The sequence below is a fragment of the Cutibacterium avidum 44067 genome, assembly GCF_000367205.1.
In the GTDB taxonomy this organism is placed as follows: Bacteria; Actinomycetota; Actinomycetes; order Propionibacteriales; family Propionibacteriaceae; genus Cutibacterium; species Cutibacterium avidum.
The window spans coordinates 1,500,787-1,525,200 of record NC_021064.1 but is presented as its reverse complement, the minus strand read 5'-3'; the positions used below and the strand labels follow the sequence as shown (position 1 = coordinate 1,525,200).

Below are 24,414 nucleotides of genomic sequence, written 5' to 3'. Positions count from 1 at the left end.
CCACTGCGGCGCCGAGGCTGCCTGACCCTCGCAACCTTCGCGGCCTCACTGAGGTGCCGGACCTGTCGGACCCAAAGCCGGTCGACGGGTCTTTCGGCCAGAAGCTGCCCGTCACGGTCACCGACGTCGAGAACAACACGGTGACGGTCACCGACACCTCTCGGGTCCTGGCCCTCGACCTCTACGGCACCCTCTCCCGTACCCTCATCGGACTGGGCATGGGGGACAAGATCGTCGGGCGTACCGTCTCGTCGACTGAGAAACAATTGCACGATCTTCCCGTCGTCACCGAGAACGGTCACACCCTCAACGTTGAGGCCATCGCTGCCCTCAAACCGACCCTCGTCATTGCTGACCGCAGCGTTGGTCCTCGTGAAGCCCTTGATCAGCTTCGCAAGTCTGGGATCCCGGTCGTCCTCGTCGACCCCCATCGCAGCGTCGACAAGACCGCTGACCTCATCCGTACGGTTGCGAAAGCAGTCGGCAAGCCCGCCGCCGGTGAAGCTCTGATGAAGCGTGCCCGGGATGAGATAGATGCAGCCAAGGAGGAAATAGCTCAGTGGGCCCCGAAGAAGCCGATGAAGATCGCCTTCCTCTACGTGCGCGGCACCGCTGGGATCTTCTTCATCCTCGGCTCGCAGGACGGGGCCAGTGAGCTCATCCACGGCGTGGGTGGCGACGATGTCGCCGGAGACAAGGGCATCAAGAGCGTCGCCCCCGCGAATGCGGAATCCCTCGTCTCCCTCAATCCGGATGCCATCTTCGTCATGAAGGACGGGCTGACGTCCACCGGTGGCATGAAGGGTCTGCTGGCGAGAGCTGGGGTGGCCAACACCATTGCGGGCAGGAACCATCGCGTCATCGCCATCCCGGACGGTATCTCTCTGTCCTTCGGACCGCAGACCGGTGAGGTGCTGACCTCGGTCGCCAAGGCACTGTACGGGGTCAAATGAGCGCTCTCGTCCAACCTGCGACTGCACGAACGGGAATTGCCCGACGCGCGCGAACCCGAGTCGTCACCTTCATCATCCTGGTTGTCATCGTGTGCTGCCTCGTGCTGCTCTCGGCGATGGTCGGGCAGTACCGAGTCGAGGCCACTGACGTTGTCAGAGGAGTCTTCGGCGGCTCATTTGCTGACCCCCTGGCGGAGTCCGTGTTGTGGCAGATCCGGTTCCCCCGCATCGTCCTGGGCCTTCTGGTGGGAGCCAGCCTCGCAGTGGCTGGAACCGTCATGCAGGCGCTGTTCTCCAACCCGCTCGCTGAACCCGGCGTCATCGGGGTCTCCTCGGGGGCTGCTGTGGGGGCATCGATCATGATCGTGGTGGCTCCCACCTTCCTGGCCGGATTCGGGGTTCCCGCGGCTGCCTTTCTCTCGGGATTGCTGGCTGCCAGCGCCGTCTACGTCATGGCGCGGTCCGGACGACGGACAGAATCGACCACACTCGTGCTGACCGGCATCGCGGTGACGGCGGTCTGTTCGGCGATCACCTCGGTGTCAACCTATGTCGCCCCGACGACCGCACGAGACCAGATCGTCTTCTGGCAGATGGGTTCCCTCAACGGGGCCACCTGGAATCAGGTGGCGACGGTCGGGACGGTGGCCGCCGTCGGCATCGTCTGGGCCGTGTTCATTGCCGCCAGGCTCGACACCCTGGCCCTGGGGGAGAGGGCTGCCGGGCACCTCGGTATCAACGTCAATCGGCTGAGGCTGTCCTCGATCGCGCTCACCGCCCTGCTCACCTCTGCGGCGGTGGCCTACGCCGGGGTCATCGCATTCGTCGGCCTCATCGTGCCTCATGTGCTTCGGCTGGTCATCGGGCCGGCGAACACATGGCTCATCCCGGCCTCCATGCTGGGTGGGGGTTTGCTGGTGACCCTGTCGGACGTCGCAGCTCGCACCCTTGTCCCCTACGCCGATCTTCCCATCGGCATCTTCACGGCCATGGTGGGCGGGCCAACCTTCTTCATCCTGTTGCGACGAGGAATGCGACGAGGGGGAGCGTCGTGATGATTCGTGCCCGTGGTGTTTCCTTTCGGTACGGGGAGCGGACGATCCTGGACGGAGTCGATCTTGACGTCCGCGCCGGAGAATTCGTCGGCCTGCTCGGGCCCAACGGGGCCGGCAAGACGACCCTGTTGAGCGTGCTGTGCGGAGACCTCGACGGGTGGCAGGGAACCGTTGAACTCGACAGGGTCCCGCTGCAGGAAATCGCGCGGCCCGACCTAGCCCTGCGCCGCTCCGTGATGCCCCAGTTCAGCGAGTTCCCGTTCTCCTATCTGGTTCACGACATCGTCATGATGGGACGTTCCCCGCATCCACGCGGCCCAGAGGACGCCATTCTCGTCGAGGCCGCGATGGAGCGCACTGAGGTTACTGGGTTGGCGGACCGAGAGGTCACCGCTCTGTCCGGGGGAGAACGCTCCCGGGTCACCCTTGCCCGGGTATTGGCCCAGGACACCCCCTATGTGTTTCTCGATGAGCCCACTGCTGCTCTCGACATCTGTCATCAGGAACGCACCATGGAGATATGCCAGGAACTGGCTGCAGCGGGATGCGCAGTGGTTGCGGTGATGCATGACGTCGGATTGGCTGCGGCCTGCTGCGATCGCATTGCCCTGCTCTCCGAAGGAAAACTCGTGGCCGCCGGCGATCCCGAGGAGGTTATCACGGAGGGTAACCTCACTTCCGTGTACGGATGGCCCATCGACGTCATCACGTTGTCGACCGGGGATCTCGTCGTTCTGCCCAGACGTCCCTGGAACCCCACCCGCGACGAGCGAAGGACACCATGCCCAGAGATGCAACATCGGTGATGTCGCCCCGATCACCCCACCGGGCTCGGCAAGTTGCTGCGGTGCACCTTCTCGAAGTTGCTGGCACGGCACTCGTCCTCGTCGCCGTGGGGCAGGCCGTCGGTGGTCGCCTCGAGGGGTTCGTCCTCGGCTCCGGGCGGTACTGGGCGATGGGAGTCGGCGGCGTCGTCGCTGCCGCAGCCGCAGGTGCAGCCATGGGGATGTCAGGTCGTCATGCCCGTGCCGAGGAGGCTGCCCTGCATCCCCGAGTACTCGACGTCCTCTACCGACGATCCCTCTCCGCGCCACCTGCTCCGGATGAAGGTGACAGGGTCGTCATCCTGGCCGGTGACAACGCCGAGCGGGTGAGTGAGTACCGCCAGGTGTTCCGTCCCGACATGATCGCGGCGCTGACCACCCCTGTCCTCGTGTGCCTCGGGATCCTCATCGGTTTGGACTGGCTCACCGGACTCGTCCTGCTGGTGATGTGTCCGCTCATTCCAACCTTGATCAAGGGATTCCTCAAGCTCTTCCGCAAGAGGTCCTCGGAGTCCCGGCGGGAACGAGCACGCCTGACTGCTAGCTACCTGGACGCCATCTCGAACCTCGTCCTCATAAGGATGCTGGGAGCTGGCCAACGAGTCGAGGATGATCTGCGACAGCGCGGGGAGGCAAACCGCGGAACGATCATGAAGCTCTTGGCCGGAAACCAGGTCGTCATCATCGTCGTGGACGGTCTGTTCTCCCTCCTCTTCATCGTCATGTCGGCAGGCATGGCCATGACGCGATGGCACAACGGCCACATCACGGCCACGTCAGCCATCACCATCGTGCTGCTCTCGGTTCTCTTGTTGGAGCCGCTGCACCAGGTGGCGGCCTTCTTCTACATCGGCATGGGCGGCAAGGCGTCGGAGAAGTCCATTGGCAGGTGGTTCGACGAGGCTCCGGAGCACGTAGCGTCGCACGGCCCGGTGGCCTCGACGGGTGATGGTTCGGGAGCGATGACTCTTCGCGACGTCACCGTCGGGTATGGAGATTCGGAGATCTTGCACGGTGTTGACCTCGTCATCCCGCGCGGATCCCGCACCGCCATCGTCGGACGCTCGGGAGCCGGCAAGTCAACCCTCCTCGGGGTCATGACAGGGACGTTGCCTGCGCACTGTGGTCAGGTCGTCGTCGACGGTCTTGACGCCGAGTTGGCCGAGGCCGGAGCCATCCGTGGAGTCAGTGCATCGGTCAACCAGCGGACGTGGTTGTTCGCCGGTACGATCGCCGACAACCTCGCTGTCGCCAACCCGGACGCCACCCCCGAGCAGATGTGGGAAGCGCTGAGGCGCGCAGACGTCGCCGACGATGTGGCGTCAATGCCGTGCGGGTTGGATTCTGACGTCGGTGAACAGGGTTGCCTGCTCTCCGGCGGTCAGGCCCAACGGATCTCGCTGGCTCGGGCCTTCCTGTCCGGGCGGAAGATCCTCCTCCTCGACGAGCCCACCTCCCACGTGGACATGGACTCTGAACAGCGCATCATTGACGCCATCTCCAGGATCGGTGACGACACGACGGTCGTCATGGTCACCCACCGACGCCGGCTCCTGGACCTGGCCCATGACGTCTACCGGGTCGCGGACGGCACTCTCGTGCCGGTCAGTGCCGACGAGGTGAACAGTGAGGACCTTGATCGAGTCGAGAGCGAGGACCGAGCATGAGCGAACCGTCAACACGCGACGTCGTGACGTGGCTCACCGGAATCACACGCCCGGTTCATCCACCTCTCTACTTCTCGGCCGTCATGAGGATCGTCCACCTGGTTGCCGACATGGGACTGTTCGCGGTGGCGGCCGGCGGAATGGTCGCCGTCGTCACCTCCGGCTGGTCCGTGCGGGCCTGGCTGGGATGGTTGGTCGGGCTGGCCCTGGTGCAGGCCGTCACCTTCTACCTGGAGCAGTTCAGCGGTCATTACGTGGCCTTCAAGGCCCTAGAGGTGTTGCGAACCCATGCCTTCTCCCGGCTGTGGCCCAAGGCTCCGGCTGTCGTCAGCCATTCGCGCACCGGTGACGTTCTGGCCAGCCTCACCCGCGACGTCGACCGCATCGAGGTCGTCTACGCTCACACCTTTGCTCCCGTTGTGGCGGCCTTCCTCGCCCCGCTCATCGCTGTGGTCACCGGCGGAGCTGTCTACGGGTGGTCTGTGGTGGCCATACCCGCCGTCGTGCTGGCCGTTCTCATCGCGGTCCTACTCGTCGTCGGGACAAGATCGAGCCTGGACGCCACCCATGAGGTCCTTGGCCTGCGTCGCGAACTTGCCGCGCACGTCACGGACTCGGTCTTCGGCGCCGCCGAGGTGGTCGGGTACGGCCGCCAGCACGACCGGATGGCCGAGATGGCCCGTCTCGACGCCCAGATCGCCGAGGGCTCGGCCAAAGCTCGCCGGTACGTGGCCATTCGACGAGCCGCGTGTGTGGCGGCGGCGATGGGCATCGTCGTCTCGGTGTCCTTGATGGCTATCCATGAGGGGGTCGGCGCCGTCGGAGTGTGTGCTTTGGCCGCCGCCGGCCTGAGGATCGTCGAGGGACCGCGCGGGATTGAGGATGCCGTCGGCTATCTCGACCATTCCTTGGCGGCGGCGAGGCGCCTGTGGCAGATCAGCCACTCGCCCATGGAAGTCGTGGACGGTCCGCAGGAACTCCGTCTCGATCACGCCCCGGCAGTTGAATGGCGCGACGTCACCTTTTCCTACCGCAATGCCGATGGGACAGCCCTGGCTCCTGCGCTTGAGGGGGTGAGCCTCAGCGTTCCTGCCGGTGGACACGTCGTCGTGACGGGGGCCTCCGGGTCGGGAAAGACGACGTTGGTGAATCTGTTGCTGCGCCACCATGACCCCGATTCCGGCCAAGTTCTCCTCGACGGTGAGCCGGTCTCGTCGTTCACCCTGGACTCCCTGCGTCGTGCCATCGCCGTGGTGTCCCAGCGTGTGGAGTTGCTCAACGCTTCGATCGCCGACAATTTGAGGCTGGCGGTCCCCGACGCCACTGACGATGAGTTGTCGGGTGTGCTTGACGAGGTCGGTCTTGCTGCCGAGGTACGAGGTATGGATCATGGCCTGGAGACGGTCATCGGCCCACGAGGTACCAGATTGTCGGGAGGACAGGCCCAGCGACTGACGGTGGCGCGGGCCATTTTGCAGGGGCCCAAGGTCCTCGTGCTGGACGAGTTCACCGCATCCCTTGATCCACGTCTGGCGGCAGAGATCCGAACCAATCTTGCACGGTGTCTGCCGGCGGCGACGGTGGTGGAGATCAGTCATGGCCAGGATCATGACGGTGAGGTCGTCGTCATGGACAGAGGACACCTGGTTGAACCGGTGACGACGGGGTGACGCGCCCTTATGCTGGTGCCACGACCGATGGAGGTGTCATGAGGGCTGCGCGAGTGGCCACGGCAGTCCTGATCCTGACTGCTGCCGCGGCGTTGACTGGCTGTTCACATTCTGACGAAGGGTCGAGGCCGGCAACGACCCAGGCGAGTTCCGACGTCTCCAACGTCGGGTTGACGTGCGATTCCGCCCTGGCCAAGAAAATGGTCGAGCCCGCCACGGCTACCGCCGTCAGGGGATGGAGGGGCAAGACCGTCACGGTCTGCCTGATGGACTCGGGGGGCAAGGTCAACGAGTCCATGGAACAGGCCTTCAGCGGTGACGACGACATCAATGACATCATCCAGGGCAATGCCGAGACCGCCAAGGACCGGCCTGCCACCTGTCGTCCACAGGAGGATCAGTGGACCATGGTCATCGACCAGTCCGGTAACGCCTGGCGTCTCACTCCGCTGGAATGCACCGTGGCTTCTGGTGGGTCGGCGACCCCGTCTGACGAGAAGATCCCAGCCTGATGTCCGGTCGTCAGAAGAGCATTATCCGGGTCGGTCTGACGGGCGGAATCGCCAGCGGCAAGTCGACGGTATCCGCGCTCTTGGCCGAGCACGGGGCCGTCATCGTCGATTACGACCAGCTCTCCCGGAACGTCGTCGCAGTCGGATCCGAGGGACTTCGCCAGGTCGTCGAGACATTCGGTGAGAAGGTGCTCTCCGAGGATGGTTCCCTGAACCGTCCTGCGCTGGGGGCCATCGTCTTCGCTGATCCAGCGGCCAGGCGACGTCTGGAAGGGATCATCCATCCTCTGGTCGAGGAGGCTGCACGGCGAGTTGACGAAGAAGCCTGCGCTGCGGACGAACAAGTCGTCGTGGTCCACGACATTCCCCTGCTCGTGGAAACCGGCAGAGCTGACGAATTCGACACGGTCGTCGTGGTTGACGTCGATCCTGCCGAGCAGGTGCGACGTGTCGTCGAGAGGGATGGTCGTTCTGAGGAGGACGCGTGGTCCCGGATTCGTGCCCAGGCATCCGGCCAGGAGCGTCTGGACGTCGCCGACGTCGTCATCGACACCGGTTGTTCGCTCGAGGACCTTCCTCACGAAGTGGACCGAGCTTGGGACCACATCCTTGGGTGTGGGAAATCTGGCGGTCCTCAGCGGTAGCTCGCACCGGACCGTTCGTGGGAGGATGTGCCCCATGCCACGATCCGTATCGGAACTCCTGCCCGGTTTGGGGCTGATGGGCGTCGCAGCTGCAATTTCCTACGGGATCAATCACGTCGTACCGCTGTTGTCCAGCATGCTCATCGCCATCATCCTCGGAGGGATAGCGCGTAACACCAAGCTCATCCGTCCCTCTGCCGAGCCCGGAGTGGCGTTCACCAACAAGGTCGTCCTGCGTACCGGTGTCGTCCTTCTCGGTCTGCGGCTGTCCCTGCCGACGGTGGCGAAACTCGGTTGGGCTCCCATCGTCGTCATCCTCGTCACCCTGACGGTGACGTGGTTCGCGACCACCTACCTCGGCCGCGCGATGAAACTGTCAGGGCCGACTCGCATCCTCACCGCCACCGGTACCGGCATTTGTGGTGCCGCCGCCGTGGCCGGTATGTCGGCCGTCGTGCGTCCCGACCTCAAGGGTGAGGAAGGGCGCGGTCAGGTCGACGACGCCGCAGCGACCGCGGTGGCATCGGTCACCCTTTTCGGCACCGTGGCACTTCTCCTCTTCCCTTGGCTGGCCGGCGTTCTGGGGCTCACTGCGCGCCAGACTGGCGTGTGGCTCGGCGCATCGATTCACGAGGTCGGCCAGGTGGTGGCGGCGGGCAACATCGCCCACGTCACCGACGTCGCCGTGGTGACCAAGCTCGGCCGCGTCGTGTTGCTCGCGCCGCTCATTGCCCTGGTGGGGCTATCACAGAAGCGCAGCGCGCAGCGGCACACCGGGACGAAGATGGGGCCGATCATTCCGCACTTCGTCGCTGGATTCCTCGTCATGGTCGTCATTCGCTCGATCTTCGACCTGCCCACTTGGCTGACGGGCGGGGTCAATGAGATTGCCACGATCCTGCTGACGGCAGCCATGGCTGCGATGGGCGCCGGTGTCCGTATCAAGGTCATTGCCTCCACCGGCGGGCGCGCCATCGGGCTGGGCGCCATCTCAGCGACTATTGCTGCGGGCGTCTCCCTGCTCCTCGTTCTCGCCCTGGTCTGAGTTCCCGCCGGGCTGAAATCCGGGGTTCTCGCATCGGGGTGGCACCGAACTAGGGTTGTCCCCATGCGTCCAGTTACCGACATCACTCGCCGCGTTGCGCCCTTCCACGTCGTCAGTGAGTTCGACCCCTCTGGCGACCAGCCGCAGGCTATCGCGGAGCTGGAGAGGAGGGTCAAGAACGGTGAGCAGGACGTCGTCCTGCTTGGTGCCACTGGTACTGGTAAGACGGCCACGGTGGCGTGGTTGGCGGAGAAGTTGCAGCGGCCGATGCTCGTCATGCAGCCAAACAAGACCCTGGCGGCCCAGTTCGCCCAGGAGCTGCGCACCTTCTTCCCGGACAATGCCGTCGAGTACTTCGTCTCGTACTACGACTATTACCAACCCGAGGCGTACATCCCTCAGACGGACACCTTCATCGAGAAGGACTCCAGCCTCAACGAGGAGGTCGAGAGGCTGCGTCACTCCGCGACGAATTCCTTGTTGACCCGGCGAGACGTCATCGTCGTGGCGACCGTCTCGGCCATCTACGGTCTGGGTACTCCGCAGGAGTACGTCGACCGGATGATCCCGTTGGAGGTGGGGCAGGAATGGGATCGTGACGAGCTGTTGCGTGACCTCGTCACCAACCAGTACGTCCGCAATGACATCTCGGGGGAGCGGGGCACCTTCCGAGTCCGCGGCGACACCCTGGAGATCTTCCCGGTCTACGAGGAGAACGCCCTGCGCGTGGAGTTCTTCGGCGACGAGATCGAGGCCCTCACGACCATGCACCCGCTTACCGGCGAGGTCGTCAGTGAGGACGAGCAGGTCTACGTCTTCCCGGCGACCCACTACGTTGCTGGACCGGAGCGCATGGAGAGGGCGATCGCGTCCATCCAGAAGGAGTTGGGGGAACGCCTCGCTGTCCTGGAACGGGACGGGAAACTGCTGGAGGCCCAGCGACTCCGGATGCGCACCACCTACGACATCGAGATGATGCAGCAGGTCGGCGCCTGTGCCGGTATCGAGAACTACTCGCGTCACATTGACGGACGCGCTCCCGGCTCGGCCCCGAACTGTCTGCTCGACTACTTCCCCGAGGATTTCGTGCTCGTCATCGACGAGTCCCATGTCACCGTCCCGCAGATCGGAGGCATGTACGAGGGCGACATGAGCCGTAAGCGCACCCTCGTGGAGCATGGCTTCCGACTGCCCAGCGCGATGGACAACCGCCCTCTCAAATTCGACGAGTTCACCCAGAGGATCGGCCAGACCGTCTATCTGTCGGCCACACCCGGAGCCTACGAGACCGAGCGGGCCAATGGCGTCGTCCAGCAGATCATCCGCCCGACGGGACTGGTCGACCCTGAGATCATCGTCAAGCCCACTCGCGGCCAGATTGACGACCTCATGGCCGAGATCCGCACCCGAGTGGATCGCGGCGATCGTGTCCTGGTGACGACCCTGACCAAGAAGATGGCCGAGGACCTCACCGACTACCTCATGGAACACGGCATCCGTACCCGCTACCTGCACTCGGAGATCGACACCCTCAAGCGCATCGAACTGCTCAAGGAACTGCGCATGGGAGAGTTCGACGTCCTCGTCGGCATCAACCTGTTGCGAGAGGGCCTCGACCTTCCGGAGGTGTCCCTGGTGACCATTCTGGATGCGGACAAGGAAGGGTTCCTTCGCTCGGAGCGCTCCCTCATCCAGACCGTCGGCCGTGCCGCTCGAAACGTCAACGGTCAGGTCATCATGTACGCCGACCAGATCACCGACTCGATGCGGGTCGCCATTGACGAGACGAATCGTCGTCGCGAAATCCAGTTGGCCTACAACAAGGAGCATGGCATCGACCCGCAACCGCTTCGCAAGAAGATCGGTGACATCACCGAGATGCTGGCCCGCGAGGAGGCCGACACCGACGCTCTCGTCGAGAAGTTCAACTATGGCAAAGGCCATCGCGGCTACAACTCGATGATCACCGACGAGCAGCGGGCGGCCCAGGGCAAGCGCCTGGATGCCTCGAAGATGGCCGAAGAAGATCTCGGCAACCTCATCGTCGAGCTCACCGAAGAGATGCGCTCTGCTGCTGGCGAACTTAAGTTCGAGGTGGCGGCTCGTCTTCGCGACGAGATCGCGGACCTGAAGAAGGAATTGCGCCAGATGGTGGAGGCGAATCGCTAGTTCACACCCGGTTTTCGACTCGCGTCGGACGACGCGGGTGTGAGAGGATGAAAGCCCCTGGAGGGGAGTACTCCTGAGAAGAGTGTGGTCGTCATCACGATCGTGTCATCACGGTCCGGCTGCACAGCCCCGGTAAAACGGCACCTGCCGCGCCGGTGCGGACGAGACCTCCGGACCTTCTCGCTATTCCCTCGGAGGCCCGGTTTTGCACGTTCACGCGTATGTCTGGATCATCACCATCCTTGTGATGGGGGCCTTGCTCTTCTTGGACGTCATGGTCCTGGGGCGAAAGCCTCACGTCCCCTCCACCAAGGAATGTGCCACCTTCGTTGGTGTGTTCGTCGGCCTGGCAGTGTTGTTCGGCTTGGGCGTCTGGATTCTGCAAGGGCATTCCGCAGGCGGTCAGTTCTTCGCGGTGTGGTTGACCGAGTACAGCTTGTCGATCGACAACCTGTTCATCTTCCTCATCCTCATGGAGAAGTTCGACGTTCCACGGAAGCTGCAGCAATTTGCCCTGCTGGTGGGCATCATCGTCGCCCTGGTCTTCCGAGGTGTCTTCATTGCTCTGGGGCAGGCGATCCTGGAAGCTTGGGCCTGGGTGTTCTTCATCTTCGGTGCTTTCCTGCTGTACTCGGCGATCGACCAGGTGCGTGAGTACCATCACCGGGATGACGAGGATGAGGTCACCGGCGAGAACGGCCGTTTGATGGCGTGGCTCAAGCGCACGGTTCCGACCACCGGTGACTACCGCGGCACCAGATTCTTCGTCCGTGAGAACGGCAAGACCCTGGCCACCTCGATGTTCACGGTCTGTGTCGCCCTCGGCATGACTGACCTGCTCTTCGCCCTGGACTCCATCCCAGCCTCCTACGGCCTGACGAGCGAGGGCTACCTCATCTTCACCGCCAACGTCTTCGCCCTCATGGGCCTGCGCCAGCTGTACTTCCTCATCGGAAGCCTGCTCGAGCGCCTGGTGTACCTGTCACTGGGTCTGGCGGTCATCCTGGGCTTCATCGCCCTCAAGCTCATCGGTCACGCCATGCACTACTACGGCCTGGACCAAGCGTGGTTCGGCATCAGCACCGAGGTCTCGATCGGGGTGTCCCTGACCACCATCGTCGCGACCCTAGTCCTCACCACCGTCGCGAGCGTCATCAAGAGCAAGAGGGACGACGCCAAGGCCAAGATCGACGCCTGACCGGTGTGCCGTGAGTGGAGAGAGCACAAGCCGTGTCATTCTTCAGGGACGTGCCGACGTGCGCGTACCCGGTGCGCGTATATCACTCCTCCTGGCCGGTGGCCGCCGCGTAGAGGCTGAACAGGTGCGCCACGATGTCGGGTTCGCTGGTGCCGGGCTGGAGTCCATAGGCCCGCTCGACCACCGCGACGTACTCTCGCTAGGGTCGAGTTACTTGGACAGATCCAGGACGAAGAGGAAGAGGAGGGGCAATGCGGGTCTCTTTCCCATGGGAATCGGACGTATGGGCGCCCACGTTGAAGGTCGCCCAGAAAGCTGAGAAGGCGCAGCTGATGACGGTGCGAATCCAGGTGTCACCGGCTGCCGCCCTGGATGAGGCCTGGGCGGAGTTGTCGCGCGACCATGCGAGCGAAGGGGAGTACTTGCTGGACGGAGGAGCGTCCCTGCTCCGGTGCGGCGATGGGCTGGTCGAAGCATGCAGTGGCGGTGAAGATGTGTTGAGTTCGCTGTCGTGGGTGGTGAACCAGACGCTCGAAAGCGCCGTCCGCCATGCCGACGCAGACGCAACGTTGACCGTGGTCGAGGAAGCGCCCGGTCGTCGCCAGATGGAGCTCTGAAGGAGTTCCCGTCACCAGCCCCGCTCGCGCCACTCAGGCAGGTGGGGCCGCTCCGCACCGAGCGTTGTCGGCAGGCCGTGCCCCGGCCAGATGACCGTCTCATCGTCGTAGACCCCGAAGATCTTGTTCTCCAGGTCCGTCATCAACGTTGCGAACTGGGTCTCATTTTGGACCCGTCCCGGACCGCCGGGGAAGAGGGAATCTCCCGTGATGATGTGGTCGCTCCGGTCCCCGCGCAGCCGGAGGGCGATTGACCCGGGGGTATGGCCGACCAGGCCGATGACGTCGAGTTCCATGTCGCCGAGGCCGAAGAGATCCCCGTCCCACACCGTGCGGCAGGCCACGCCGGTGTCGGCCTCGATGGCCTCGGCGTCGGGTTTGCCGCACCAGGGCTGGACGCCCGTCGCAGCAATGACGTCAGCGAGAGCTCCGGTATGGTCGGAGTGACGGTGAGTCGTGATGACGGCGCCGACCTCGTCGTCGCCGACGAGGGCCTTGAGCCGACCGGGTTCCGCTGCCGCGTCGACGAGGATAGCAGGACCGGCGCCGGGACGAATGAGATAGGCGTTGTTGTCCATCGGACCCACCGACACCTTGATGAGGTCAATGTCCTCGTTGACCCTGATGAGGTCAGCCTCGGGTCCGGGATCGACGTGGTGGAGCGTCATGACGATTCCTTCCTGGGACGAGCAGGCGATCCGCCGGGAGTTCCGTCAGATGAGCATGGGAACGGCGAGCTGGTCGGCCTCGGCGAGACGCGAGGTTCCGCCTCTGCCTGACAACCATCCTGCCAGGGCGCCGTCAGGCCCGTGAACCGTCGTAGCGAATCCAACCCCGCCGATACGATCAGTCAGCCCGGAGTCGGAGACGATACGCATGGCCGGGACTTCTGGACGGTCCCGTAGCCGGAAACATGCCCACTCCAACAAGGTTCGGGATGCGACATCAGGGAGGTCGTCGACGGTCATTCCAAGATCGAGGTCGACGTGGTGGAGCGCGATCTCGGCAAGCCGCAGGGCAGGCAGGTCGGTGGCGTCGACACGGATGTCGTCAGTGAGCCAGATCGCAGTGCCGGGATCCATGCCTTCGAGGGAGTCGAAAGTGGCATTGAGGGAGCCTGCCGTGGTGTCCAGATCGATCTGCAATTCCACCCCGGTGCGTTCCGAGCCGCGTTCGATGTCGCGGTCGCGGATCTCGTCAGAGGGATACAGGCGGGGCACCTCACGGCCAGCGACAACGGCCCTCGTCACTGTTTCCAGGGCCTCGGCATTGCGGGCTATATGGGTCGCAATGTGGGCGCGGGTCCATCCAGCCAGGCGGCTGGGGGCCTGCCACTCCTCATCCGACAAGCCCATGGTGGCCCCGAGAAGTCGCTGGGTGGCTTCCAGTTTGGCAGTGCGGATTTCGTGTAGGGGAGCGCTCGGACACAGACCTGGAGGTCGTGTGACTGCGCTCATGTCGTCCAACCTACTTGCACTTCAAGGAAGTTGCCAGATCAATGGCCACCGGATGGGTCTGCTGGTCCCAGGCCCACAGGGCTTCGGGAGGCTCGTCCGTGTTCCGTTCTGCCGACCGCGCAGAGCCGCAGAACTGTCTTCCGTGGCCTCTACCATGAAGCCTGTGAGCGACCACATCATCGTCCGCGGTGCCCGAGAGCACAATTTGCGCAACGTCAGCCTGGATCTTCCCCGGGACGCCATGATTGTGTTCACTGGCTTGTCAGGATCGGGAAAATCCTCCCTTGCCTTCGACACCATCTTCGCTGAGGGCCAGCGTCGTTACGTGGAATCCTTGTCCTCCTACGCCCGCCAGTTCCTCGGACAGATGGACAAGCCAGACGTCGACTTCATCGAGGGTCTCAGCCCCGCCGTCTCCATCGACCAGAAGTCCACGTCCCGCAACCCACGTTCGACGGTCGGCACGATCACGGAGATCCATGACTACCTGCGTCTGCTCTGGGCCCGTATCGGCAAGCCCCACTGCCCGGTGTGCGGGGAGCTCATCAACCGTCAGACCCCTCAGCAGATCGTCGATCGGTTGATGGCCCTGGACGAGGGCACGAAGTTCCAGGTGCTGGCGCCGGTCGTCCGTGGCCGCAAGGGCGAGTACATCGAACTCTTCCGGCAGCTGACGACTGACGGTTTCACCCGTGTGCGCGTTGATGGTGAGGTCCATCGACTCGGTGAGGTGTCGCCCCTGGACAAGAAACGCAAGCATGACGTCGACGTTGTCGTCGACCGGATCGCGGTCAAACCGTCGGCCAAGCAGCGTCTGACGGAATCCGTGGAGACCGCCCTCAGCCTGGCTCACGGGATCGTGGGTATCGACTTTGTCGATCGTAACCCTTCCGACCCGCATCGCGAACGTCGATTCTCCGAGACGATGGCTTGCCCCAACCAGCATGACATCGACATCGATGAGCTGGAACCTCGCCAGTTCTCCTTCAACGGCCCCTGGGGAGCATGCCCGACGTGCTCGGGTTTGGGGGCAACCCTCGAGGTCGATCCCGAACTCGTGGTTCCCGACTCAGGGCTGAGTCTGCTCGAGGGAGCCATCGCGCCGTGGTCAGGGCCGCGAGTGGCCAACCACTACCAGCACGTCTTTGCGGGTCTGGGGGAGAGCCACGGTTTTGACGCGGCCCTGCCCTGGTCAGAACTTCCCGCGAAGGCGCGCAAGCTGGTGATGCATGGCGAGGGCGATCCGGTGATGGTCTCGTACCGCAACCGGTTCGGCCGAGTGCGCACCTACTCGCAGAATTACGAGGGAGTGTTGCACTACGTGCGTCGTCGTTACGACGAGGCTGAGACCGACGCCGCCCGCTCCAGGTGGGGACAGTACCTGCGCGAGGTGCCATGCCGTGACTGCCATGGCAAGCGACTTAAGCCGACGAGCCTGGCCGTGACGGTTGGCGGTCGCAACATCGCCGAGGTCTCCGACATGTCCATCGGGGAGGCCTCGCAATTCCTTAATGCCCTGACGCTGACGGAGCGTGAGGCGACCATTGCCGAGCGGGTCATCAAGGAGGTGCGAGCGCGGCTGCGGTTCCTTGTCGACGTCGGTCTGGACTACCTGGCCTTGTCCCGGTCGGCCGGATCACTGTCGGGCGGTGAGGCCCAGCGCATCCGACTGGCCACCCAGATTGGTTCGGGACTGGTCGGTGTGCTCTACGTCCTCGACGAGCCCTCCATCGGTTTGCACCAGCGCGACAACCGCCGTCTCATCGACACCCTTGTCAGGCTGCGGGATCTCGGTAACACGCTCATCGTCGTCGAGCATGACGAGGACACCATTCGCGTCGCCGACTGGGTTGTCGATGTCGGCCCGGGAGCCGGCGAGCACGGCGGAGAGGTCGTCGTCTCGGGAACCGTCGACGATCTGCTGGCCAGCGAGAGGTCGCTGACGGGTGCCTACCTGTCGGGCAAGAGGTCCATCCCGTTGCCGGCGAGCCGACGTCCCCGAACCGGACGGCAGTTGGTCGTCAAGGGCGCTCGTGAGAACAATTTGCAGGACGTGGATGTCACCTTCCCGTTGGGCCAGCTCGTCGTCGTCACGGGAGTGAGTGGTTCTGGCAAGTCGACTCTGGTCAACCAGATTCTCTACACCTCGTTGGCACACCGGATTCACGGAGCTCGGGCGGTCCCCGGCAAGCACGAGACGATGACCGGCGTCGAGGAGATCGACAAGGTCATTCATGTCGACCAGTCCCCGATTGGGCGGACTCCGAGGTCGAACCCGGCAACGTACACCGGAGTCTTCGACAAGATTCGTGCCCTCTTCGCCCAGACCCCCGAGGCCAAGGTGCGCGGCTACCAGCAGGGCCGGTTCTCCTTCAACATCAAGGGGGGACGCTGTGAGAACTGCCAGGGTGACGGCACCATCAAGATCGAGATGAACTTCCTTCCTGACGTCTACGTGCCGTGCGAGGTCTGCCACGGAGCCCGGTACAACCGCGAGACCCTGGAGGTCCACTACAAGGGCAAGACGATCGCCGAGGTGCTCGACATGCCCATCGAGGAGGCGTGCACCTTCTTCGAGCCGATCTCCTCGATCCACCGCCACCTCAAGACTCTCGTCGAGGTGGGACTGGGCTACGTACGGCTGGGACAGCCGGCAACGACGCTGTCGGGCGGAGAGGCACAGCGCGTCAAGCTTGCCTCAGAGTTGCAGAAGCGTTCTACCGGCAAGACGCTGTACGTACTCGACGAACCCACGACGGGTCTGCACTTCGAGGACATTCGCAAGCTCTTGCTGGTGCTGGGACGGCTTGTCGATCAGGGAAACTCGGTTCTCGTCATCGAACACAACCTTGACGTCATCAAGACCGCTGACTGGATCATCGACATGGGTCCCGAAGGTGGTAATGGAGGCGGCTTGGTCGTCGCGGAAGGGACTCCGGAACAGGTGGCCACCGTCGAGGGCTCCTACACCGGGCAGTTCCTGTCCGAGATTCTGGCCGGGCAGGAAGTCCCCGTCGGCGATGGGCCGACTCTCATCGAGGAGCCGGCCAAGGCCAGGAAGAAGGGTGCGAAGAAGACTTCTCGCAAGAAGACCCGCTGATCGGTTCAGGAACCGCTGACGCTCAAGGTGCCGTCCTTCTCGGTCACCTTGGCCTTGCCCAGGCCAGCAGCAGCGGGGCCCTTGGTGACATGACCGTCAGTGATGTCGAACTTCGAACCGTGGCAGGGGCACAGCAGGGAGCCGTCACGGACCGCGTCGACCTGGCATCCAGCGTGTGGGCACACCCGCACGAAGCCCTTGTAGGTGCCCTTGGTGGGCTGGGTGACGACGAAGTTCGTGCCGTCGATCACGGTCCCGCCGCCCACCGGGACATCAGCGGCCTTGATCGTTGCAGGGCCGGTGTGGACGTCATTGGAGTTCTGGTAGGTGTTGCAACCGGTGACCGATCCGGCAGTGGCCAGGGCAGCGACGCCGCCAGCAGTACGCAGGATCTCGCGTCGAGTGGGGGACATGGTCTCTCCTTCGTGCTCAGCGGGTGCCGGGGTTGCCGGTGGAGGCGGCGACGGCGCCGTGAACCATACCTGCTTCGATGAGGTGATCCACCCGATTGATCCAATGAACCTCATATCCATTCGGGTGAAGCTCGATCATCGAGGTGGCGGTGTTCTGCAAGCCGACCCAGTGGGGTTCACTACCGATGGGGTAATTGCGCAGATCAGCGGCAAGTCGTGGGGCAATGAGGTGCAGCAGGAGCATCGACCCGATGGCTCCGTGGGCCACCAGGGCAATGCAATCGTCGTCATCGTGTGTCTCCCGCACCCATTCGGCGATGCGACCGGCACGATCTGCCGCCTCTGCGGCAGTTTCGATGCGGGCCTCGCGCCACCCCTCCTCGGTAATCGTCTCCGGGAAGACAGCGCGATCGGTGATGGCAGACAGGGTCGACAGCGGTGACCCGGGGTGACCGGTCTCGGCTCCGTCAACAATCTCAACCGGACCGGGGCGTTCGAAGATGAGGTCGCTGACGGTGATGGGCATGTCGAGGGCTTCGGCGACCGGGGCTGCCGTCTGAATGGTGCGCATCATGGGGGAGGAATACAGCTTGGTCGGTCGCGGAGAGACTGACCCGATCCATGCCCCCAGGGCCTCAGCCTGATGTCGTCCCAATTCGGTGAGTTCGGGGTCAGGCTTGCGCCCTTGACGGTACGCCTCGACGGACTTTGCTGCATTGGCATTGTTTTCGGACTGGCCGTGGCGAATGAGGAGAAGATGCACGTGGCCAGCCTACCGGTGAAGCTGCTGGAGCATTTCCCGCCCGCAGGACGGGGCGTTCGGATGGAGGGAGGAACCACGTCGTCATGACCCCTAGGCTTGCCCCATGGCCGATCCGTCCAGTTACCGTCCTGCCCCGGGGGCCATCCCCACCCAACCAGGGGTCTATCGATTCAGTGACGAGCACGGGCAGGTCATCTACGTCGGCAAGGCCAAGAACCTGCGCAACCGGCTCAACTCCTACTTCCAGGACATTTCGGCCCTCCACCCGCGTACTCAACGGATGGTCACCACGGCCGCCCACGTGCAATGGACAGTGGTGCAGAACGAGGTCGAGTCCCTCCAGCTCGAATACACCTGGATCAAGGAATTCGATCCGCGATTCAACGTCATGTACCGCGACGACAAGTCCTACCCGTGGCTGTGTTTCACCTGGACGGACGAGTACCCGCGCGTCTTCGTCGGTCGCGGTGCTCATCACAAGGGATGGCGCTACTACGGACCGTTCGGCCAGGCGTGGGCAATCCGGGACACCGTTGAGACCTTGCTGCGGGTCTTCCCGATGAGGTCCTGCTCGACCGGCGTCTTCAATCGAGCGAAGAACCAGGGTCGTCCCTGTCTGCTCGGCTACATCGGCAAGTGCTCGGCTCCCTGCGTCGGTCGGATCACCTCGGAGGCCCATCGCGAGATCGCTGACGAGTTCTGCGATTTCATGGCCGGCCGTACGACGAAGATCGTCAAGAGGCTGGAGTCGGAGATGGCGGAGGCCGCCGAGAATCTGGAATTCGAACGTGCGGCCGTCGTCCGAGACTCACTGGGGGCCCTGTCCAAGACTCTGGAGCGCAATGCCGTCGTTCTCGGTGACGGGACCGACGCCGACGTCATCTCGATGGCCGTCGACCCGCTGGAGGTGGGAGTCAGGATTTTCCACGTCCGAGGTGGACGCATCCGTGGCGAACGGGGCTGGGTGGCAGACCGCGCCGACGACGCCGACGAGGCCGAGCTCATGGAGACCTTCCTCACTCAGCTCTACGGCATCAATTCCACTGACGGCCAGGTCCGTGACGACGGTCATGGCAATGCCATCCCGCCGCTGGTGCTCGTCTCCACCTATCCTGCGAATCCCGACGCCATGTCCACGATTCTGAGTTCCGAACGTGGTTCCCACGTCGAGATCCGGGTACCGCGCCGCGGTGACAAGGCGACCCTCATGGACACCGTCACCAGCAACGCCAAGGAAACTCTGGCTCAGCACAAGCTGAAGCGAGCCTCTGACCTGGCCACGCGCACCCGAGCCCTGGAGGAGATCCAGGAGGCCCTCGGTCTGGACCGCGCCCCGCTGCGGATGGAGTCCTACGACATCTCCCACATCCAGGGAACCAACGTCGTCGGGTCGATGGTCGTCTTCGAGGACGGCATGCCGCGCAAGTCCGAGTACCGACGATTCATCATCAAGGGATTCGAGGGGTCCGACGACTTCGCCGCCATGCACGAGGTGTTGTCGAGACGGCTGCGTCGCCTCGTCGAGGACCGCGACGCCATGGCCAAGGCACAAACCCCTACCGGTGACGTCGGTTCCCTCATCGACCCCACCACCGGGGCACCTCGCAAGTTCGCCTACGCCCCGCACCTCATCGTCGTCGACGGCGGCGCACCTCAGGTACACGCCGCCCAGGAAGTGCTCGAAGAGTTCGGCCTCGAGGATGAGATCGCACTGTGCGGGCTGGCGAAACGTCTGGAGGAGGTGTGGCTTCCGGACGAGGAGTGGCCGGTCATCCTGCCGCGCACTTCCGAGGGACTCTACCTACTACAGCGTCTCCGTGACGAGGCTCACCGGTTCGCCATCACCTTCCACCGGTCCAAGCGATCCAAGGCAATGGTGGAGTCCGTACTCGACGGGGTCCCCGGACTGGGGGAGACCCGTCGCAAGGCCCTCGTCTCTCACTTCGGGTCAGTGCGAGCGTTACGGAAGGCGACCGTCGAGGACATCGTCGAGATTCCTGGGTTCGGTCCCAAACTCGCGGGAGAGGTCGTTGCGGCCCTCTCCAAGGACAAGCCCGGTGAGGCGATCAACACGGCAACCGGCGAGGTTGCTGACGCTGACGGACTGGCCGATGCCGGTAACAGCACTACCCTTGAGCCGTGAGCACCGAACAGACGACCAGAACCCCGCGAGTTGTCATCATCTCCGGCATCTCCGGTGCTGGCCGTCGTACCGCTGCCCATGCCATGGAGGACTTGGGCTGGTACGTCGTCGACAACTTGCCCCCGGTGATGTTGGGGGCTCTTGTCGACGAGATCGGCGCCAATGACATCGATCGTCTGGCAGTCGTCCTCGACGTTCGAAGCCGGATCATGTTTGACACCCTGGGAGTGGCCGTCGCCGCCCTCGACGAGCGCGGCATCGACCCCGCCATCGTCTTCCTGGAAGCCTCCGACGAGACCATCGTGCGTCGTCAGGAGTCCAGCCGTCGTCCCATGCCGCTCCAGCAAGGAGGTCATCTCCTCGACGCCGTGGCCCTCGAGCGTCGCATGCTCTCCGACCTGCGTGCCGAGGCTGACCTCGTCATCGACACCACCTCCATCACCGCTCGACAGCTCGCCCAACGCATCGACCACGCCTTCGCCGAGGGGATCGACGAGGGCCTGGCCTTTCAGGTGATGTCCTTCGGATTCAAGCGTGGGGTCCCGATCGACGCCGACCTCGTCTTCGATGTCCGTTTCCTGCCGAACCCGTACTGGGTCCCTGAGCTTCGTCCCAAGACGGGTCTGTCCTCCGACGTCGCCTCCTACGTCATGGCCCAGGCCGGCGCGACCGAGTTCATCGATCGAGTCGAGGAACTCCTGGCTGGCATGGCACCGGGGTATCTTCGTGAGGGCAAGAAGCAGGTCACGGTGGCCGTTGGCTGCACCGGCGGGAAACATCGCAGTACCGCCATTTCCGAGGAATTGTCCGCTCGTCTGGCTGCTCGGGGGCACCGCACCGCCGTCCTGCACCGAGATCTCGGGAAGGAATGACGATGGTGTCAACCCCCTCGAAGTTGCCGATTGTCACGGCCTTCGGCGGTGGGCACGGGCTGGCCGTGTCGCTGCGTGCCCTGCGGCGGCTCACGGACCGTCTCACTGCCGTGGTCACCGTCGCCGACAATGGTGGTTCCTCAGGTCGGCTACGCGAGGAATTCGACATCCTGCCGCCGGGCGACCTGCGTCGTGCTCTTGCCGCGCTGTGTGCTGATGATCACCTCGGACGTACCTGGGCGGAGGTGCTGCAGGCGCGCTTCAACGGCATCGGTGAGCTCGCCGGCCACGCCATCGGTAACCTGCTCATCGCGGGCCTGTGGCAGGAGCTTGGCGACCCTGTTTCCGGCCTGGACATGGTCGGTCAGCTCCTTGACGTTCGGGGTCGCGTCTTGCCGATGTCCCTGACCCCGCTTGACATCAGCGCCCAGGTGGTCGGCCTGGACCCGAATCAGCCGGACGAGGAGTACACCCTCACCGGGCAGGCCACGGTCGCCAAGACCCGGGCCGAGGTGCTCAAGGTGAGGCTGGAGCCCTCCGAACCCGAGGCCTGCCCTCAGGCGTTGGAGGCGATTCGCGAGTCCGACAACCTCGTCCTGGGGCCTGGATCGTGGTTCACCTCGGTCATGCCGCATCTCCTGGTGCCTGAGATCGTCGACGCGATCCTCGAGTCGAAGGCGCGGAAGATCCTCACCCTCAACGTGTCGGGGACTGACGAAACGGACGGATTCAGCCCCGCGCGACATCTTGAGGTCATCGCCGAGCACGAGCCACGTATGCGTTTCGACGTCGTCCTCGTCGATCGCGGGTTTGCTGGTCAGGATCCCCATCTGGAATCGTTTGCGCACAATCTGGGAGCTGAAATCGTCGTCGACGATTTGGCAATGCGTGATGGATCGGCTCGGCATGACCCACTGCGGTTGGCGTCGGCATACGCCAACATCATGGGCGTCCAGCCTCGCTGATTGTCGCCTAAGATCACCCTGTCACCCTTTGTATTCCTTTCCGGAGGCTAGAACCACATGTCGCTCACCCTGCAGGTGAAGAACGAACTCGCGACGGTGCCGGTGCAGAAGCTGTGCTGCCGCCGTTCCGAGATCGCCACCACCCTTCGCTTCGCAGGTGGCATCCATCTGGTGCAGCATCGCCACATCACGATCGAGGCCGAGGTCGACACCGGGGGTGCGGCGCGACGACTTCGTCAGTCCATCCAGGAGGTCTTCGGCTTCGACACCGACCTCGTCGTCGTCAATGGCACTGGTTTGCACTCGAACACCCGGTACTTGGTGCGGATGGTGCGCGGCGGCGCTGATCTGGCTCGTCTGACGGGTCTGCTCGATCGTCGCGGTCGCCCGGTGCGTGGCCTACCGGTTCCGGTCGTCGGTGGCGGACGGTGCTGTCAGGCTGCCGCGTGGCGTGGCGCCTTCCTGGCCCGAGGTTCCCTGACCGAGCCTGGACGTTCCATGGCCATGGAAATCACCGCTCCCGGTGAGGAGGCCGCAATGGCCCTGGTGGGTGCAGCTCGCCGACTGGAGATCTCGGCCAAGCAGCGGAAGTCCCGACGCATCGACCGCGTGACGATCCGGGACGGTGACGCCATTTCCGCCATGCTGACGCGAATGGGCGCCCACGAATCGGTGCTGGTCTGGGAGGATCGTCGTCTCCGCCGTGAGGTGAGGGCGTCGGCGAATCGTCTTGCCAATTTTGACGACGCCAACCTGCGTCGTTCCGCCAGAGCTGCTGTCACTGCCAGTGCCCGGGTGGAACGTGCGCTGGAAATCCTCGGGGATTCCGTTCCGGAACATCTCCAGGTCGCTGGCCAACTTCGCCTTGAGCACAGAAATGCCAGCTTGGAAGAATTGGGTAAGTTGCACGAGCCTCCGTTGACGAAGGATGCCATTGCCGGACGGATTCGTCGTCTGTTGGCTCTGGCCGACAAGACGGCCCGTAACAACGGCGAGCCCACCACGGTGGAGAGTCTTCCTCCCGAGATGCGCGACGACCGCGCCTGATTGCCATCTCGGCGCCCATAACCGATCCTTGGCTCTTCCCACCAGGGAGGGATTCGCGCAACCGCATGGTCATTTGTGCGTCGATCTGGTCGATGCTCGTGATCGTTCGCCCGTGACGTTGCCTTAAAGCGGGGCCAGGGCTTTGTTCATTGCCCTTGGTCGCTATGCTTGGAGATGTCCGAGTGCTGAACGCACAAACCTCATCTGGAGGAGATTCCTTAATGACCGTCAAGGTTGGTATCAACGGGTTTGGCCGCATTGGCCGTAACTTCTTCCGCGCCCTCTCCGAACAGGGTGCTGACCTCGAGGTCGTGGCCGTCAACGACCTCACCGACACCAAGACCCTGGCCCACCTCCTGAAGTACGACTCCATCATGGGTCGTTTCTCCGGTGAGGTCAGCTACGACGATGACTCCATCACCGTTGACGGCAAGACCATCAAGGTCCTTGCCGAGCGCAACCCCGCTGACCTCCCTTGGAAGGAGCTCGGCGCTGAGATCGTTGTCGAGTCCACCGGACTCTTCACCGATGGCGAGAAGGCCAAGGCCCACATCGAGGCTGGCGCCAAGAAGGTCATCATCTCCGCTCCCGGCAAGAACGTCGACGGCACCTTCGTCATGGGCGTCAACAGCGACGACTACGACACCGAGAAGCACAACGTCATCTCGAACGCTTCGTGCACCACCAACTGCCTCGCCCCGCTGGCCAAGGTCCTCAACGACGCCTTCGGCATCGAGCGCGGCATCATGACCACCGTTCACGCCTACACCGGTGACCAGCGCCTGCAGGACGCCCCCCATAAGGATCTGCGTCGCGCCCGCGCTGCCGCCCTCAACATGATCCCCACCAAGACCGGTGCCGCCCAGGCCGTGGCCCTGGTCCTGCCGGAGCTCAAGGGCAAGTTCGACGGCCTCGCCGTCCGCGTCCCGACTCCGACCGGCTCCCTGACCGACCTGACCTTCCAGACCTCCAAGGAGACCACCGTCGAGGAGGTTCAGGCTGCCGTCAAGAAGGCTGCTGAGGGTCCGTTGAAGGGCATCCTGGCCTACACCGAGGATCCGATCGTGTCGAAGGACATCGAGGGCGACCCGCACTCCTCGATCTTCGACGCCACCGAGACCAAGGTCATCGGCAACCTCGTCAAGGTCCTCTCCTGGTACGACAACGAGTGGGGCTACTCCAACCGTCTGGTTGACCTCACCAAGCTCGTCGCCAGCAAGCTTGCCTGATCTCACCATCGTGAGCTGATGACGGCCCCGTGCCCATGCGGGCGCGGGGCCGTCATCCGTACCCGGGCCAC

The 24,414-nt window shown here is 63.9% G+C and carries 21 protein-coding genes; 17 read left to right on the top strand and 4 right to left on the bottom strand.

Features of this window, described 5'->3' with window-relative positions; genetic code table 11:
- The first annotated feature begins 53 nt into the window (after positions 1–53).
- The 11 genes from PALO_RS06950 (at position 54) to PALO_RS06900 (ending at position 12,354) form a co-directional block, all read left to right on the top strand.
- Positions 54–953, top strand: coding sequence for a heme/hemin ABC transporter substrate-binding protein (locus PALO_RS06950; RefSeq protein ID WP_171023490.1), 900 nt, complete (start codon positions 54–56; stop codon positions 951–953).
- Entirely contained in the window at positions 950–2,008 is a 1,059-nt protein-coding gene (locus PALO_RS06945) for a FecCD family ABC transporter permease (protein ID WP_015582974.1), read from the top strand. Before PALO_RS06950 ends, PALO_RS06945 begins: the two co-directional genes overlap by 4 nt.
- The gene (locus PALO_RS06940; protein ID WP_015582973.1) at positions 2,008–2,814 is read left to right on the top strand and encodes a heme ABC transporter ATP-binding protein; all 807 of its coding nucleotides are present in this window, start codon (positions 2,008–2,010) and stop codon (positions 2,812–2,814) included. The genes PALO_RS06945 and PALO_RS06940 overlap by 1 nt, the downstream gene beginning before the upstream one ends.
- Positions 2,814–4,499 (top strand): ABC transporter ATP-binding protein/permease, encoded by a 1,686-nt coding sequence (locus PALO_RS06935; protein ID WP_023033367.1) that lies wholly within the window; start codon positions 2,814–2,816, stop codon positions 4,497–4,499. Before PALO_RS06940 ends, PALO_RS06935 begins: the two co-directional genes overlap by 1 nt.
- A complete protein-coding gene (locus PALO_RS06930; protein WP_015582971.1) occupies positions 4,496–6,169 on the top strand; it encodes an amino acid ABC transporter ATP-binding/permease protein in 1,674 nt (557 codons plus the stop codon). The genes PALO_RS06935 and PALO_RS06930 overlap by 4 nt, the downstream gene beginning before the upstream one ends.
- Before the next feature lie 38 nt (positions 6,170–6,207).
- Positions 6,208–6,681, top strand: a complete 474-nt coding sequence (locus PALO_RS06925; protein WP_023033368.1) for a hypothetical protein — start codon at positions 6,208–6,210, stop codon at positions 6,679–6,681.
- Positions 6,681–7,325 (top strand): dephospho-CoA kinase, encoded by a 645-nt coding sequence (coaE, locus tag PALO_RS06920; RefSeq protein ID WP_015582969.1) that lies wholly within the window; start codon positions 6,681–6,683, stop codon positions 7,323–7,325. The genes PALO_RS06925 and coaE overlap by 1 nt, the downstream gene beginning before the upstream one ends.
- 34 nt (positions 7,326–7,359) lie before the next feature.
- A complete protein-coding gene (locus PALO_RS06915; protein ID WP_015582968.1) occupies positions 7,360–8,370 on the top strand; it encodes a YeiH family protein in 1,011 nt (336 codons plus the stop codon).
- Between the two features lie 63 nt (positions 8,371–8,433).
- Positions 8,434–10,539, top strand: coding sequence for an excinuclease ABC subunit UvrB (uvrB, locus tag PALO_RS06910; protein ID WP_015582967.1), 2,106 nt, complete (start codon positions 8,434–8,436; stop codon positions 10,537–10,539).
- 205 nt (positions 10,540–10,744) lie between these two features.
- Positions 10,745–11,737 carry a TerC family protein gene (locus tag PALO_RS06905; RefSeq protein ID WP_015582966.1) on the top strand — a complete coding sequence of 331 codons (993 nt, stop codon included), beginning with the start codon at positions 10,745–10,747 and terminating at the stop codon, positions 11,735–11,737.
- Positions 11,738–11,988: 251 nt separating this feature from the next.
- Positions 11,989–12,354 carry a hypothetical protein gene (locus PALO_RS06900; RefSeq protein ID WP_015582965.1) on the top strand — a complete coding sequence of 122 codons (366 nt, stop codon included), beginning with the start codon at positions 11,989–11,991 and terminating at the stop codon, positions 12,352–12,354.
- 11 nt (positions 12,355–12,365) lie between these two features.
- Here PALO_RS06900 and PALO_RS06895 read toward each other — a convergent pair whose 3' ends face one another.
- A complete protein-coding gene (locus tag PALO_RS06895) occupies positions 12,366–13,022 on the bottom strand; it encodes an MBL fold metallo-hydrolase (RefSeq protein WP_015582964.1) in 657 nt (218 codons plus the stop codon).
- A 45-nt stretch (positions 13,023–13,067) separates the two neighbouring features.
- Complete coding sequence (locus PALO_RS06890; RefSeq protein WP_015582963.1) at positions 13,068–13,811, bottom strand: maleylpyruvate isomerase family mycothiol-dependent enzyme; 744 nt, start codon at positions 13,809–13,811, stop codon at positions 13,068–13,070.
- A 154-nt stretch (positions 13,812–13,965) separates the two neighbouring features.
- Here PALO_RS06890 and uvrA point away from each other — a divergent pair, with 154 nt between their 5' ends.
- A complete protein-coding gene (gene uvrA / locus PALO_RS06885; RefSeq protein WP_023033370.1) occupies positions 13,966–16,911 on the top strand; it encodes an excinuclease ABC subunit UvrA in 2,946 nt (981 codons plus the stop codon).
- 5 nt (positions 16,912–16,916) lie between these two features.
- Here the strand turns inward: uvrA and PALO_RS06880 are convergent, their stop codons facing one another.
- Together PALO_RS06880 and PALO_RS06875 are read right to left on the bottom strand one after the other, a co-directional pair.
- Positions 16,917–17,324, bottom strand: a complete 408-nt coding sequence (locus tag PALO_RS06880) for a Rieske (2Fe-2S) protein (protein ID WP_004811761.1) — start codon at positions 17,322–17,324, stop codon at positions 16,917–16,919.
- Between the two features lie 16 nt (positions 17,325–17,340).
- Positions 17,341–18,087 carry a histidine phosphatase family protein gene (locus PALO_RS06875; protein WP_004811760.1) on the bottom strand — a complete coding sequence of 249 codons (747 nt, stop codon included), beginning with the start codon at positions 18,085–18,087 and terminating at the stop codon, positions 17,341–17,343.
- 103 nt (positions 18,088–18,190) lie between these two features.
- Here PALO_RS06875 and uvrC point away from each other — a divergent pair, with 103 nt between their 5' ends.
- The 5 genes from uvrC to gap all read left to right on the top strand — a co-directional run bounded on the left by uvrC (position 18,191) and on the right by gap (position 24,343).
- On the top strand, positions 18,191–20,230 hold the full coding sequence (gene uvrC, locus PALO_RS06870; protein WP_015582961.1) for an excinuclease ABC subunit UvrC: 2,040 nt from the start codon (positions 18,191–18,193) through the stop codon (positions 20,228–20,230).
- Positions 20,227–21,102, top strand: a complete 876-nt coding sequence (rapZ, locus tag PALO_RS06865) for an RNase adapter RapZ (RefSeq protein WP_004811758.1) — start codon at positions 20,227–20,229, stop codon at positions 21,100–21,102. Before uvrC ends, rapZ begins: the two co-directional genes overlap by 4 nt.
- A complete protein-coding gene (locus PALO_RS06860) occupies positions 21,099–22,067 on the top strand; it encodes a gluconeogenesis factor YvcK family protein (RefSeq protein ID WP_004811757.1) in 969 nt (322 codons plus the stop codon). The genes rapZ and PALO_RS06860 overlap by 4 nt, the downstream gene beginning before the upstream one ends.
- 57 nt (positions 22,068–22,124) lie before the next feature.
- Complete coding sequence (whiA, locus tag PALO_RS06855; protein ID WP_015582959.1) at positions 22,125–23,114, top strand: DNA-binding protein WhiA; 990 nt, start codon at positions 22,125–22,127, stop codon at positions 23,112–23,114.
- A gap of 221 nt (positions 23,115–23,335) precedes the next feature.
- The gene (gap, locus tag PALO_RS06850; RefSeq protein ID WP_004811755.1) at positions 23,336–24,343 is read left to right on the top strand and encodes a type I glyceraldehyde-3-phosphate dehydrogenase; all 1,008 of its coding nucleotides are present in this window, start codon (positions 23,336–23,338) and stop codon (positions 24,341–24,343) included.
- Positions 24,344–24,414: the final 71 nt, after the last annotated feature.